Origin of the sequence: Paenibacillus rhizolycopersici (assembly GCF_014947195.2) — a bacterium.
GTDB classification, from domain to species: domain Bacteria; phylum Bacillota; class Bacilli; order Paenibacillales; family Paenibacillaceae; genus Fontibacillus; species Fontibacillus rhizolycopersici.
The window spans coordinates 194394-208610 of sequence record NZ_JADCNN020000001.1 but is presented as its reverse complement, the minus strand read 5'-3'; the positions used below and the strand labels follow the sequence as shown (position 1 = coordinate 208610).

The following is a 14217-nucleotide window of genomic DNA, read 5'->3' as shown; positions in this document are numbered from 1 at the left end:
TGGTTTTCGCCGCTTCTGCCCTGATTTATTGCTTAGGCCATTGATCCTTCGGCACGTTTTTGTACACGTCTTCCAGCTTGTGGAACCCATCTTCGATCACAACGTTCAGGCTGTTCTTGTCGACCGGAATCGGATCGAGCAACACGGAAGGCACGTCGATCTTGCCGTTATTAACGGTCTTGTCGGCTTTGACTTCCTCGCCTTTAGCAGCCGAGACAGCCATTTCCGCAGCCGTGGTAGCGATCGATTTGATCGGTTTGTACACGGTCATCAGCTGGGTGCCTTCGGCGATCCGTTGAACGGCGGCCAAGTCTGCATCCTGCCCGGATACCGGGATCTTGCCGGCCATGCCTTGGGCAGTCAACGCCTGGATGACCCCGCCGGCCGTGCCGTCGTTCGCGGCGACTACGCCTTGTACGTCATTGTTGTTGGCGGTCAGCGCGTTTTCCATGTTCTTCAGCGCTTCTTCCGGCTTCCAGTCTTTGGAGAACTGGTCATAAACGATCTTGATGTCGCCTTTCTCCTCCAGCGGTTTCAGCACGCTCATGGCGCCTTCTTTAAACATGTGCGCGTTGTTGTCAGTGTCCGCGCCGCCGATGTAAACGATATTGCCCTTCGGTGCCGCTTCCATGACGGCGCGGGCTTGGAACTCGCCGACCCGGACGTTATCGAAGGAGATGTAGTAGTCGACATCCGAGTTTTTAATCAGTCGGTCATACGCGATCACTTTGATGCCCTCTTTATGCGCTTTTTCCACGATCGGCGCGGTTGCTTCGGCATTGTGCGCAATAACCACCAACACGTCGACGCCTTGCGAAATCAATTGTTCCGCTTGGCTCAGCTGCGTAGCATCGTCACCGTTGGCCGCAAGCACCTTCACTTCGCCGCCGAGCTCTTCGACTTTGGCGGTGAATAGATCCCGGTCCTTCTGCCACCGCTCTTCCTTCAGGGTATCCATCGACATCCCGATGACGATTTTGTCGTCCTTGCCTCCAGCCGCGCTGCCCGTATTGTCCTTCGTGCTCCCGCTGTTTGAGCTGCCGTCCGATACAACCCCGCAGCCTGCCAGGGAGGAAGCCAATAAAATGGCCGCCAAGCTTAACCGTACAAAATGACTGTGTTTTTTCACTATGCCTACGCCCCTTCTTTACATAATCGTTTATTGATTGCGCTTACAAAATTATCTTAGCACCGCCCTCATCCCTACGGTCCGGTCAAAGCCTGCACTTCTTTGCGCTGTGCCTGCACTCCCTTGCTGCGGGATGTAAAGGCTTTCATTCCCGCTGCTTTCACTGGATTTTTTTGTGTAGAAAAAACAAAAAAGTCCTTGTCTGGGACAAGGACTTAAAGACCGGACAGGCTTATTCGGTTTGCTGGCGATACTCGCTGGGGGTGATGCCGACGGATTTTTTGAACACCCGGCTGAAGTAATTCGGGTCCTTGTAGCCCACCTCGTAACAAATCTCCTTCAAGCTTAAGGAGCGCTCGGCAATCAACCGCTTCGCCTCCTCGATCCGCAGGCGAGTTAAGTAATCACTGAAATTCTCTCCCGTTTGCAGCTTGAACAATTTGCTGAAATAATACGGACTGAGATTGACGTATTCCGCCGTTTGCTCCATCGAGATCTCTTCCTTGAATCGCTGGCTGACGAACAAGATGGCCCGCTGCAGCACATGCGAGCGGCTGCGTTCTTTCCGCTCCCGCAGTCCGTCGATCCAGCCGCCAAGCCGGCGCAACGCGCTCGCGCGCAGCGATGCCGGATCTTCGCAGGCGCTTAAGTCCTCGATTAAATCCGGGCCATCTCCCGCTTCAACGCCGCGGCTCAAATACAGGAGCAAACCAATCACGTCGCCGCGCAGGCGCGGATAATGCCGCGGCTCGGCCGCCTCCAGGCGTTCAAACAGCTGGGCGAAGCGTTCGGTGACTTCGGGCTTGTCGTGCCGCAGCAGCGCATCGAGCAGCTTCTTCTCCTCGTCCAGAGGGATCGCCGGACGGCCCGAGCTTTCGGCGATATCATCGTAATGCCGGACGCTGACGATATCCTGTTCGTCCGCGCAGACGCGCACGGCTTCCCGGTAGGAGCGGCTCAGCCCGTCCCAGCCCTCACGAATCGAACCGATGCCAACCGAAATCGGCAGCCCGAACCGCTCCTCAACCTGGCTGCGCAGCCGCTCGCCCCATTCCAGCGCGATGACCCGCTGCGTATAACCCGGTCGTCCCGGCGGAAACGGAACAAACAACGCCATCTGGTGCCCGACTACCGGGCTGACAATACAGGACAACCCCGGCTTCACCCATTGCTTGACGGCGTCGTAAATCTCCTTCTTGGCCACTTGGAAGCTGGCCCATTCCTTCGGCGTGTGCTTCGCGAACGACAACACCATCGCGTACCCCTTGCGCCACTGGAGGTTCAGCATCCCCGCCAATTGGTCGGCTTCGACCTCCTGCGCATATTCCAGCATCAACATCAATGATAGCTCGTTCTCTGCCAGCGGCAGCAACTGCGACAACTTCTCCTGTAGCGCCAATTGCTCATCCCGGACACGCTTCGCCTCCTCGGTTTCGGCGATCAGACCCTTTAGCACGTCCAGCACCTCTTCCCGCCGCGCCGGCTTCAGCAAATAATTCCGTACGCCAAGTGCCAACCCTTCCTTCGCATAGGCGAAATAATCATGCGCCGTAATCATCACAACCTTCGCTCCCGGCTGCCGCGCCATAATTTCCCGCACCGCCTCCAGGCCTTGGATCCCCGGCATTTTGATATCCATAAAGATAAAATCCGGCCGCCCTTCCTCCGCCAACTGGATCGCCCGTCGCCCGTTCTCTGCATGAAGAAAACGGAACATATCCGGCATCGCATGACCGATCATCAATTCCAGGCCTTCCCGCTCCAAAGCTTCGTCGTCCGCAATCAACAAAGTATACACCTTGGTTTCCCCCGTTCCCCGTTCTATTCCATGCTCGTGCGAAGAGGCAGAGTAAACCTGACGGCCGTTCCGGCCCCTTCTTCGCTGTCGATGGCGATGCGTTCCTGCCCGTCAAAAAATAAATGCAGCCGCTTGAACACATTATGCGTGCCCAGACCCGTCGATTGCCCTTTGCCGCCGAACCGCGGCGCGTCCCCGCGCACCGATTGCAGCAGCGTATTCACCGTTTCACGGCTCATGCCGACGCCGTTGTCGCGGATTTCGATCTCGACCTTGTCCTCCCCGCCGAGTCGGATCACCAGCTCCAGCACGGCCCCTTCTTCCATCTGCTCAATCCCGTGCACGAAGGCGTTCTCCAATATCGGCTGCAGGGTCAAGCAAGGAATCCTCCCGTCCAACGCGCGCTCGTCGATGTTGATCACGAAAGCGATCCGATCGCGGAACCGCGCCTTCTGGATGTTCATGTATTCGGTGACATGGGCCACCTCCTCGCGAAGCGGTACCGCCTGGTCCAGCTTCTGCAAATTGTAACGAAGCAGACGCGACACGGAAACGGCAAGATCGCTGGTTTTGGCAGCCCCTTCGAGATAAGCCAGCTTGGAAATGGAATTCAGCGTATTGAAGAGAAAATGTGGATTGATCTGGCTTTGCAGCGTCTTCAACTCCAGCTCCTTGACCAGCCGGTCTTTCTCCAGATTGTTAATGTTCTCGGCCATCAGTTGCTGGATGTTATCGATCATCCCGTTAAACGCGCGGCACAAAATGCTGATCTCATCGTTGCTGTCGCTTTCCGGTGCCTTGGTGTCCATCCTCCCCTTGGAGATTTGCTTGGCAGTGGCAACCAGCCGGCGGATCGGATTCGTGATGCTGCGCGACAGCCAGATGGCAAGCAGGATACTGAAGGCCGCCGCGGTCACCACTAGCAAAATGCCCAACTTGTTCAGCTCGCCGGTCGTATACATCATCTCTTCGTAGATCGGCTTGTACTGCTCCAGTTCCAAATCGACCAGCTCCTGCGCCTCCTCGCGGATAAAGCGCTGAGTCTGCTCCGCTTCGATATAGGCCCCGGCCATCGTATCGGAATCCTCATAGCTGATCTTCTCGATCATCGCCTCGGCCTGCTCCAGGAACGTATCGATGAGGTTGCGGTAATTGGCTAGGGCCAGATCGCTCCCACCGATCGTTCGAAGCCCGTCCAGATCGGACCTCAAGGTTTTGACGGCGTTCAAGTGCTTGACCACTTCAGGCAAGCTTTCAGTATCCATCTGCATGATGAAGCGGTTCATCGACCGCATATTCTCCCCTACTTCATAGGAGATTTCTTTATACAGCAAAATGCGCTTCATCATCAGATGATAGCTTTCCTGCACGTTCTTTCCGCTTTGGAATAGAAAGAAGGACACCGAGCTCATGACCAGCACCAGCAGCGGAATGAACAGAAACAGCTTGCGGCGGATGCTCATAAGCTCTCCCCCTCCTCCACATTTCGTGCATCCAGCACTTTCACTTCCGTGAAGTACTTCTTCTTCAGCGGTTTTCCTTCGAAGTGCTCATAGAGCAGTCGAACGGCTGTATCCCCCATCAAAAAAGGCTGCTGCGCGACCGTCGCCTCGATCTCGCCCTTGCGAATTGCCTCCAGCGTTTCCTTCTGATTGTCGAAGCCGATGATCGTCAAGTCATTGCGGTTTTTGGCGGCCTGCAGGACGCCGAGGGCGTCGGTCGCGCTCGTGCCGACCATAATGTTGATCTCCGGATGCTTCCGGAGCATATTGGCTGCCTGCTGGATTGCCTCCATATGAGAGATGTTCGAGCTGCGGACGTCGACAATCTCAAGCCCCTCATGCTCGGCGACGATTCTTTTCAGCCCGTCCAATCGCTGCAGTTGGTTCGCGGCCTGATCGCTGCCGATGATCACGCCGATCTTCCCGGTACCGCCGGTCGTCTCCACGACAAGACGGCCCAGACGTTCGCCGGCGGCCAAATTGTCGGTGCCGACATAAGCCAGCCGCTTGCTATCCGGTGCGTCGGTGTCGATCGTCACGACGGGAATCCCGCGTCGGACCGCCTTGTCGATCACAGGCGTGAACCGCTCTTCGTTCAGTCCCTGCACGATAATCGCGTCGACGCGGGCGGCGATCGCTTTTTCCAATAGGTTCAGTTGCTCTTCCATGTTGTTGCGCACCGGCCCCGTAAACTCGATGTCGATGCCGTATTTCTCCGCCGCCTCCGCCGCGCCTTTCTCCACCATTTCCCAATAAGGATGGTAACGCTCCTGCTCGATCAATACGATATGATAACGCGACTCGCCGCTCGCGGGCTGCCCTTGCAGCTCCTTGACAATGCTGCCGATTTTCCCGGAATAGCGGGCAAAGCCGATAAACAAATAGACCAAAACTACGATGCAGATCATCATGCCGGCCAGCCATTTCTTGTCCTTGATCATCCTGTTCACCTCTTCGATTATCCTATCTCAAGGGTGTAAACGGTTGCAATGAGAAATTTAGGCAGGTTCCAGGATATGGCAATATTTATGATATGCTCTTGGGGCCGCTTTGCACGATTATCCCTTTCGTTCAGGAGCGTCCATCGTTCAGGTGCGTGCATGGCATGGCGCGAAGATTGATGGTACGAAGATGGCAGAATGCGAAGAATGCATGCGCGAAGATGGCATGGTACAAAGATGGCAGAGTGCAAAGATTGCATGGGACGAAGATGGCAGGATGCGAAGATGGCTGGGTGCGAAGTTTGCATAGTGCGGTGATGGGATGGTGCAGGATGTCAAGGAATCAGGCCCCCACAAGCTAGCCTGCTTCGTTCCAACCTGAGCGAAGGGGATAATGGTGCAAAGCGCCGCAAAAGGACCATCACCAGCCCCCTCGCTTTGCCTCAGGCCGAACGATCAAAAGCAAAAACCCAACCCGGAAACATCCGGCTTGGGTCCTCGGGAATCGGGTCGCTGCTTGATCTTGATCGGACGAAGCACCGACACCTTAAGCTTCATCCGCCGCGTACCGCAGCCCGAACTGGCGTCTGGCTTCCTCCATCAGTTCGGCGACAGCCAGCGAACGCGTATGCGTATTGATCTGGCTCTCCCGCTGTCCGTTTTTAACCAGGTCGATAAACTCCATAGCCTCGTAATACATCGACTCCTGCGGCTGGGAGCGCGTCAACTCCTCCGTCGTCCCGTCGCGGTACAGGATTTTTGCCTCATAAGGCTGGTTGATCCGATCGATCACGATCGTCCCGTTCTCCCCCTGGATTTCCGTCGGCAAATAGGAATCGGTAATTTTCGAATACATGATCACGCCGTCCATATCCGGGTACCGCACGATCAGGCTGCCCTCTCCATCCACGCCCGAGGACAACATCACGGCGGAGGCTTGCACGGATTCCGGTTTACCGAAGAGCGTCACCATCGGGTAGATGCAGTAGATGCCGAGATCCATCAAGGCACCGTTAGAAAACGCGGGGTTAAAAGCGTTCAATACCTTGCCTTGCTTAAACGCGTCAAACCGCGAAGAATACTGGCAGTAACTTGAAAAATAACGCCGTACCCGGCCGATTTTGTACAAATTGTCATGGACCGCCCGGAAGTTCGGCATCAGCGTGGATTTGAGCGCCTCCATCAGCAGCACGTCGTTGCGGCGCGCCGCTTCGATCATCCGCCGGATTTCCGCTGCGTTCGAGGCCATCGGCTTCTCGCATAACACATGCTTGCCGTGATCCATCAGCAGGATCGCCTGCTCCGCGTGTAATGAATTCGGGCTGGCGATGTAGGCGGCATCAATGTCGGAGCTGGATGCCAGGGCCTCCAAGTCGGTATATACCTGAGGATCGCCGAACTTGGCGGCAAATTCCTTGCCCTTCTGCTCGGTCCGGGAGTAAACCGCCGTTAAGGCAAATTGCTCCGTTTCCAAAGCCGCCTGAATAAAACGCTCCGTAATCCAGTTCGTTCCAATCGTGGCGAAACGTATCAAAGTGATTTCCTCCCTTTGTTATGGTCGCTTTACCCGTATTCTCTCATTCCCTGTCACCCTTGTCCACTTTCGAACGCTAAAACAAATTCGTTCCGATTAGGAACAACTTACTTGCACTAGGCGCGAAAACTAATCTACAATAGATGTAACGAAATGAAACGTCATGAAATCCATTCATTATACCTGGAAACCTTAAGTTTCGAGGCCTGAGAGAGGTGAGACTGTGATCTACGACAGCAAGTTTTTTTCCAAAAATGAAATCAAGTACATGGTCAGCGGGGACTCCATCTCCAAAGGCGTCATTTATGACGAACAACGCCATAAATACGTCATACTGGAGAACAATTACGTTTCGCTCTTACAGCAGAAACTGAAGGGCGCGGTACACAATACCGCCCGTTTCGGCAACACGTTAATGAAGGGGCTCACGAACCTCAAGAAGGACGTAGAGAAGGATAAGCCCCACATCGTGCTGATCGAATACGGCGGCAACGACTGCGATTTCAACTGGAACGAGATTGCTGAACGTCCAGACGGAGAACACAGCCCGAAAACCGACTTTAATCTGTTCGAAAAAATGCTGACGGAAGCGATCCAATTCGTTAAGAGCCAGCAGATCGTCCCGGTCCTGATGAGCTTGCCGCCGCTGAACGCCGACAAGTATTTTCAATGGGTCAGCCGTAACGACCCGGAGGCGGAGAAGAACATCCTGAAATGGCTTGGAAGCGTCACGAAGATTTATTGGTGGCAGGAACGCTACAATTCGACGATCCTGAAGGTCTCGGAGATGACCAAAACCAAATTCATCGACGTGCGCGGCGCGTTTCTGGAGCATCCCGATTATACGAAATTTCTTTGCTCGGACGGCATTCACCCGAACGAAGACGGCCACCGGATCATCTGCGACAAGGTACTTGAGTTCATTCGCAATAACTACCGCTTCCTGCTGCGCGACGGCAACGGCGGATTGGCGCTGGAATAGACGATACCCTGCATGAAACGAAGAGACCTGAGGACTTCAGGTCTCTTTTTTGCTGCGCTGCAAATCGCTCCACACCTTCTTGTTGCTGTATCGCTTGTCGGTGCTGATGTCCGGCCCGAACCAGTCCGGGGCCACAAAAGCCCGTGCTTCCTCTTCCGATCCGAATTCGACTTCCAGCACGATAAAATCGATCTGGTCGTAGACGTCGATTTCCACCGTAAGCTTGTCCCATTCGGCCGTCACCCGCCGTTTGGTCAGAGGAACCGCCTGATGAACCCCGGTGATCTGGGCGTACATTCCCTCCGAAATGGATACCTCCACTTCTTCCCGGGACAAGCCGAACCCTCGTTTGAACGTATGCGTATATTGGATCTCTCCGGTACGCAAATCCTCGATTCTGCGAACCCGCAGCTCCTGATCCTCATGAAGGGCCAAATAAGTCTGGTCGATCGCATGTTCCGACCGGACAATAAGCTCTCCCTTCCGAATCAAATGCTCCGGATACGCCGGCAGCAGAAACTTGCGTTCAATTTCCAGCGCCAACGGAACAACCCCCTCGCTTTTCTTTTCAGTAAAACTTTCAGTTGTCATTCATACTGGATTCAGTCGTCCCAGCTACAATGAGCTACATCATCCATTATACGAGTACATACCTAGGGGGACAATCACGTGAAAATCGATCACACCGCGGACCAGTTGTCGCGGATGGCGCAAAAGCTGCAGGACATGACCTCCGGCTTCACGGTGTAGTCCTTACTTTATCACGAAAGCGGAAAGCCGCCCAAGGAGTCGCAGACTCCTGGACGGCTTTTTCTTACAAACCAAGCATAAACTGGACGATCTTATCGGGCATGCCCGGCAATCCTTCGTGACCGAAGTCTGGGAAGATCTCCAGCTTCTTCGGCGAGGAAATCGCGTTGTAGGCTGCAAATTGGGTGGATGGCGGACAAATCTCATCCATCAATCCAACCCCCATCAGCACTTCGGCTTGAATGCGGCTCGCCAGATGATGCACGTCGATATACCCCAGCTTGGCGAACAGCTCTTCCTCCCGCTCATGCTGCGGATCAAAGCGGCGGAAATACAGCCGCAGCTCCTCGTAAGCGTTCCGGGCCAAGTCCATCTCCCACACCCGACGGTAGTCGGACAGGAATGGATAGACTGGGGCCGCCCGGCGAACACGCGGCTCGAGCGCGGCGCAGGCCAACGTGATCCCGCCGCCTTGCGACCAACCGGTCACGCCAACGCGGTTCTCGTCCACCTCCGACAGGTCCATGACGATGCCCGTCAGTTGCACGGCATCCAGGAAAATATGGCGGAACAGCATGTTTTGCGGATCCCCGTCCACCCCGCGGATGATATGCCCTTGCAGCGTATTTCCGATCGTCCCGCCGACGTCTTCCGACTTACCTCCCTGTCCGCGGCAATCCATGGCGAACACGTGGAAGCCCAGCGAAGCATATCCAAGCTTCTCACTCCAGTCGCCGGAATTCGCGGAATAGCCGTGAAACAGGACTACGGCCGGGGCGGGGCCTTCGAATTTCGCCGGACGCACATATTGGGCATGAATGCGCGCTCCCTTGACTCCGGTAAAATAAAGATGATAACATTCCACACCCGGCAGTTGATAATCGGCCTTTTCGATACGTACCTGCGGATCAACGGCGCGCATCTCGCGCAGTGCCACTTCCCAGTAAGCATCGAAATCCGGAAGCTTCGGGTTGATTCCCCTGTACTTGCGTAATTCGTCCAAAGGCATGTCGATAACCGGCATTGATCTCTTCCTCTCCACAATAGGGTTTGATTTCACCGTCCGGCTTGACTGCAGCCGCAGTCGCCGGGCCATCGCTCACAGTATAGCTTGACAACGCTTTCTGTACAAGAGGAACGGAGGATTATGACCGGCTTGCGCCCGCATGTTAGACTATTTTTATAGATAAATAAAATTACGAACGGATAGGAGCTTTTCAAATGAACAACAACTACAAAATCGTCTTTTTCGATATCGACGGCACCCTGGTGAACGAGGACAAGCAGGTGCCTGAGGATACGATCAAGGCCATCGCCGAATTGAAAGCGAACGGCATCGAGCCGGTCATTGCGACCGGGCGGGCGCCGTACTTTTTTGAACCGATCGCGAAGCTGCTGCACATCGAATCCTTCGTCAGTCTGAACGGCGCTTACGTCGTATACCGGGGGGAGCCGCTGTACCAGCGCGCTCTGCCCCCGCAAAGTCTCCGGAAGCTGGTTGAACTATCTGGACGCCATCGGCATCCGCTCGTGTTTCAGGGACATGAACGTTACTATGCCAATACCGATGCTCACCCGTTTATCGTCGAGTCCATCGATTCCCTAAAGGTAGAGCATCCGGGATTCGATCCCGAATTCTGGAGCAAGGCCCCGGTGTTTCAAGCGTTCTTGCACTGTGAAGAGCAGGATGAGTCTCTGTATGAGGGGCAGTTCGACGATCTGCGCCTGATCCGCTGGCACCCGAAAGCCATGGACGTGACGATCCGCGGCGGGTCTAAAGCCGTTGGTATCGCGGCTATGCTGGAGCGCCTTGGCATCCCCCTTTCCGAGGCCGTAGCTTTCGGCGACGGTTTGAACGACAAGGAAATGCTGCAGGAGGTTGGACTTGGCATCGCCATGGGCAATTCCCATCCGGACTTGCTGCCTTTCGCCAATTACGTCACCGCCTCCGTGGATGAAGGCGGGATTCGCCAAGGGCTGCGCCACACAGGGTTGATTTCCTAAGGATCTCGCAAAAAATTGAAGATCAAGTGAAACATCTCTAACACTTCCTGCGTCAAAGGGTTAAATCAAACCGTATCCGGGAGGAGGGAATTGACACTTAAGCCTCGCCTCGTCGGGCGCTGCTGAACAGTGAAGCAACCCGGCGGATATGTTGCGTTTAACTAACTATGGTTCCAGGAGGGAATTGCGAATGAAAACGAAAAAAACTTTATCCAAATTTCCGAAGCTGACGCTGCTGATGGTGATTGTATTCACCCTGATGTTCGGCGGCACCGCCTCGGCCTTTAATGATATTAAGGGCGACAAGGAGCAGAAAGCGATCGAACGCCTCGAGAAACGGGGGATCATTAAAGGAGATTTCCACGGCCGCTACTATCCGGCCCAGAAACTGACCGGCGCTTCCGCCGTCTCCCTGATCGTTCAAACGCTGGACTTGAACTTCGATACCATCCGGTTCATCAAAATGCCAAAAGCCAGCGATTATTACACCAAGGTTAACGATAACGCCTGGTATGCCGAAGCTTTCGTCATCGCGAACTACTATGGGCTGGACATTCCCAAGGACATCAATCCGGCCGCTAAAGTGACGAAGGAGCAGTTCAGCCACTGGCTGTTCAAAGGACTGAGCACCAAGGGCGATTACATGTGGACGATGCAATATTTGAACATCAATGATGAGAAACAAATCAACAAAGATTATATGAACAGCATCCAGTCTCTTCTTCAGGCCAAAATCGTCACGTTGGATAAAAAGGGGAATTTCGGACCGAAGCAACCGGTCTCCCGCAGCGAAGCCGCCGGCATGCTTGACCGGACCTTGCAGTTTATTGAGGACCGTCAACCCGTTGAAAACCCGGTTCCCGGAAGCCTATACGACTTCGGGATGAATACAGACAAAATCTCGAACGACATCACGAAAGTGTCGATTACCGCGATGGCGCCGCACCCAGGGTACGGCCTGGAAGTTTCGAGTATCACATTCAAAGACGGGAAAGCCATTATCGACTATCGCGTTGTGGCACCTCAACCCGGACAATTTTACCCGCAGGTTATTTCTGAAGTGACGGCCGTTACGTATATCCCGGCGGGCTACCAACCGGTGCTCGGCGCACAATCGAAATAATTCGCTTTAAACGAGAAAAGAATGGACCCAAGGACCGGCAACTGCCGGACTCTCGCGGTCCATTCTTTTTTTTGTGTTCATCCTTGGGGTTCTGGTGTTCCAAACGTCCGAATCCAGCGATATCGGTTCACCTTTACAACGGCTACGAAGCATTTCAGAATTTGGTCGGATTTGAGGCAAATAAACGTCAATAACGGCGAAAGCCCAAACACGGCGGCGCACAGGAAAGCCGAGGGCAGCACGATCAACCACATGAAAATGAAGTCGTTGTACAACACAAATCTCGTATCTCCCCCGCTTCGCACGATTCCCGTCAGCGCCGGCATTTGGTAGGCTGTGCCTACCGCCGTGATCGAAAGTACCGTCATAAATTGGAGAGCCAGTGCCTTGGATTCAGGGGATATGGCATAGAAGTCCAGCACCACATCCTTGATCAAAAAGAGAACCACGCCCGTCCCCAAACCAATGATCAAGTAAAGCACCTGCAGCGTCTGGGCGTAAGGCTTGATTTTCTCCGGATGTCCGGCACCAATCGTTTTTCCGATAATGACGGCCGTCGCACTGGCGGAAGCATACGTCACGACCGAGACGATTTGAAAGACCGTCGTTGCGATGCTGTTTGCGGCAATCGCCGCTTCCCCCATATGTCCCAAAATTCCGGACTGCACCGCCATAGCCAGTCCCCAGAGCGCATTGGACATCAGGATCGGCGAGCCGACGCTGACGTATTGTTTAAACGTTACCCGATCAAAGTGGAAGAAATCCCTCAGCGCAAAATTGATTTTCCGATCCACTCGTTTCAGATACACCAATACGATCGCTAGCTCGATGATTCGGGCCGTTAACGTCGCCGCCGCGGATCCGCGGACGCCCCATGCGGGGAAGCCGAAATGCCCGTAAATCAGCAAATAGTTCAGGCAGACGTTGATGATTAACGTCGACAGAGAGAGAATAAATCCGACTCTGACCGTTTCTACGCTGCGTAAGGAAGCCAACAGTAGATTGGTCGCCGCAAAAAAGAGATACGAGAAGCCGATGATTCGTAAATACTTGGCCCCTTCGACGATGACGCTGTCCTCGTTCGTGAACAAGGACAGACACCCATGAGGGAACAAGAACACGGCCAGCCAAAGTACCAAGGCAAGAGCTAGTGCGAGGCGCATTCCGATGCTGGCAACCCTCTTGATGGTTGTCATGTCCCGAGCCCCCCAGGCTCGCGACGACAGAATTACCACGCCCTCGCCTACGCCCATGACGAGCATCTGCAACAGGAATTGGAGCTGATTCGCAAGGGCTACCCCGGATAAAGCCGATTCGCTGTATCCGCCAAGCATGATATTATCCGATAAATTCACGCCAAAGGAAATGACATTTTGCAGCGCAATGATCCAGGTGAGTCTGAAAAAACTGCGGTAAAATGCTTGATCCTGCACCATAAACTTCATTCAGGTTACCAGCCCAATGATTTGAAACGGATCTCTCGTTCCCATAGGTCCTGTAATTGTCTCAGCGCCGCTTCAGGCAGCTCCGCATCACTGGCAGCCACATTCTCACGAAGCTGAGCGCTATTCCGAACGCCGGGAATGACCGTCGCGACTTCCGGGTATGCCAAAATAAAACGCAGCGCTGCCATCGTCATCGTCGTTTGCTCATCCTCCAAAAAGCGAATCTGCTCCACCAATTTCGCGCGGGTCCGAATGACCTCCGGGGACCAGCGGCTGCGAACACCCGAGAACGAGCTGGTACCCTGATATTTACCCGACAACCAGCCGGAATCAAGCGGTACCTTGATGATTAATGCAACCTCCTTCTCCTTCGCCAACTGGAACGCCTGCGCCGTTTCCTGATAAAAGATGTTAAACATCACTTCCATAACACCCGGACGGGCGTGCTCCAGCACTTCAAGCATCTCACGGCTAGAATCGACCGACACGCCGTACGCCAGGATTTTGCCTTCTGCCTTAAGATCCTCCAGCACCTGATAGTGGCCATATTTGCCGTCCAGGTGGTCGAACGGGGGGTTGTGGATCAATACGGAGTCGACATAATCAGTCTGCAGCCGCATTAAGCTGCGTTCGATCGAATTTCGAATTTGGGCCGCCGAATAATCCGTCCCTTCCGGGGAATGGCCAAATTTCGTATTGATGACCGCTTTCTCGCGTTTTCTTTCCAGGGCTTTGCCGAGCAACACCTCGCTTTTGCCTTGACCATAATTGGGAGCGGTATCAAAAAAGTTGACTCCGAGGTCCAGCGCTTCATGCACCAGACGGACAGCCACCTCGTCCTCCATCGACGCCCAATCCTGCTTATTGCCGAGCTGCCAAGCGCCAAAGCCGATTTCCGACACCTGCTTGCCGGTCGTCCCATACCTTCTGTACTTCATCCTCTCACGCTCCTGCGATGTTTGGATTTAAATTTATCAGATCTCATGCCCAATTCTAGACCGATTGGGCA

General features: G+C 54.3%; 12 protein-coding genes. 3 read left to right on the top strand and 9 right to left on the bottom strand.

Annotation, left to right across the window (positions count from 1 at the left end; genetic code table 11):
* Positions 1-25 precede the first annotated feature (25 nt).
* The 5 genes from xylF to IM700_RS00900 all read right to left on the bottom strand — a co-directional run bounded on the left by xylF (position 26) and on the right by IM700_RS00900 (position 6901).
* On the bottom strand, positions 26-1129 hold the full coding sequence (gene xylF / locus IM700_RS00920; protein WP_193415647.1) for a D-xylose ABC transporter substrate-binding protein: 1104 nt from the start codon (positions 1127-1129) through the stop codon (positions 26-28).
* Between the two features lie 232 nt (positions 1130-1361).
* On the bottom strand, positions 1362-2927 hold the full coding sequence (locus IM700_RS00915) for a helix-turn-helix domain-containing protein (RefSeq protein WP_193415648.1): 1566 nt from the start codon (positions 2925-2927) through the stop codon (positions 1362-1364).
* 23 nt (positions 2928-2950) lie between these two features.
* Complete coding sequence (locus IM700_RS00910) at positions 2951-4390, bottom strand: sensor histidine kinase (RefSeq protein WP_155608601.1); 1440 nt, start codon at positions 4388-4390, stop codon at positions 2951-2953.
* Positions 4387-5370: a sugar-binding protein gene (locus IM700_RS00905; protein WP_155608602.1), complete on the bottom strand. Its 984-nt coding sequence runs from the start codon at positions 5368-5370 to the stop codon at positions 4387-4389. Before IM700_RS00905 ends, IM700_RS00910 begins: the two co-directional genes overlap by 4 nt.
* 547 nt (positions 5371-5917) lie before the next feature.
* Positions 5918-6901, bottom strand: coding sequence for a Gfo/Idh/MocA family protein (locus tag IM700_RS00900; protein WP_280516418.1), 984 nt, complete (start codon positions 6899-6901; stop codon positions 5918-5920).
* Between the two features lie 226 nt (positions 6902-7127).
* Here IM700_RS00900 and IM700_RS00895 point away from each other — a divergent pair, with 226 nt between their 5' ends.
* Entirely contained in the window at positions 7128-7886 is a 759-nt protein-coding gene (locus IM700_RS00895; protein WP_244868557.1) for an SGNH/GDSL hydrolase family protein, read from the top strand.
* Positions 7887-7922: 36 nt separating this feature from the next.
* Here the strand turns inward: IM700_RS00895 and IM700_RS00890 are convergent, their stop codons facing one another.
* Positions 7923-8429, bottom strand: a complete 507-nt coding sequence (locus tag IM700_RS00890; protein WP_155608604.1) for a CYTH domain-containing protein — start codon at positions 8427-8429, stop codon at positions 7923-7925.
* 271 nt (positions 8430-8700) lie between these two features.
* Positions 8701-9660, bottom strand: coding sequence for an alpha/beta fold hydrolase (locus IM700_RS00885; RefSeq protein WP_155608297.1), 960 nt, complete (start codon positions 9658-9660; stop codon positions 8701-8703).
* Positions 9661-9857: 197 nt separating this feature from the next.
* Here IM700_RS00885 and IM700_RS00880 point away from each other — a divergent pair, with 197 nt between their 5' ends.
* Together IM700_RS00880 and IM700_RS00875 are read left to right on the top strand one after the other, a co-directional pair.
* Positions 9858-10640: a Cof-type HAD-IIB family hydrolase gene (locus IM700_RS00880; protein WP_193415651.1), complete on the top strand. Its 783-nt coding sequence runs from the start codon at positions 9858-9860 to the stop codon at positions 10638-10640.
* Between the two features lie 190 nt (positions 10641-10830).
* Entirely contained in the window at positions 10831-11763 is a 933-nt protein-coding gene (locus tag IM700_RS00875; protein ID WP_193415652.1) for an S-layer homology domain-containing protein, read from the top strand.
* A gap of 77 nt (positions 11764-11840) precedes the next feature.
* Here IM700_RS00875 and IM700_RS00870 read toward each other — a convergent pair whose 3' ends face one another.
* Both IM700_RS00870 and IM700_RS00865 read right to left on the bottom strand, forming a co-directional pair.
* Positions 11841-13208 (bottom strand): MATE family efflux transporter, encoded by a 1368-nt coding sequence (locus IM700_RS00870; protein WP_193415653.1) that lies wholly within the window; start codon positions 13206-13208, stop codon positions 11841-11843.
* Between the two features lie 5 nt (positions 13209-13213).
* Positions 13214-14146, bottom strand: coding sequence for an aldo/keto reductase (locus IM700_RS00865; RefSeq protein ID WP_193415654.1), 933 nt, complete (start codon positions 14144-14146; stop codon positions 13214-13216).
* Between the last annotated feature and the right edge of the window lie 71 nt (positions 14147-14217).

Bases quoted from the DNA above. Each gene is read 5' to 3' on its own strand.
- IM700_RS00910 (WP_155608601.1), bottom strand. From the start codon at position 4,390: ATGAGCATCCGCCGCAAGCTGTTTCTGTTCATTCCGCTGCTGGTGCTG.
- IM700_RS00905 (WP_155608602.1), bottom strand. From the start codon at position 5,370: ATGATCAAGGACAAGAAATGGCTGGCCGGCATGATGATCTGCATCGTA.
- IM700_RS00885 (WP_155608297.1), bottom strand. From the start codon at position 9,660: ATGCCGGTTATCGACATGCCTTTGGACGAATTACGCAAGTACAGGGGA.
- IM700_RS00880 (WP_193415651.1), top strand. From the start codon at position 9,858: ATGAACAACAACTACAAAATCGTCTTTTTCGATATCGACGGCACCCTG.
- IM700_RS00875 (WP_193415652.1), top strand. From the start codon at position 10,831: ATGAAAACGAAAAAAACTTTATCCAAATTTCCGAAGCTGACGCTGCTG.
- IM700_RS00870 (WP_193415653.1), bottom strand. From the start codon at position 13,208: ATGAAGTTTATGGTGCAGGATCAAGCATTTTACCGCAGTTTTTTCAGA.
- IM700_RS00865 (WP_193415654.1), bottom strand. From the start codon at position 14,146: ATGAAGTACAGAAGGTATGGGACGACCGGCAAGCAGGTGTCGGAAATC.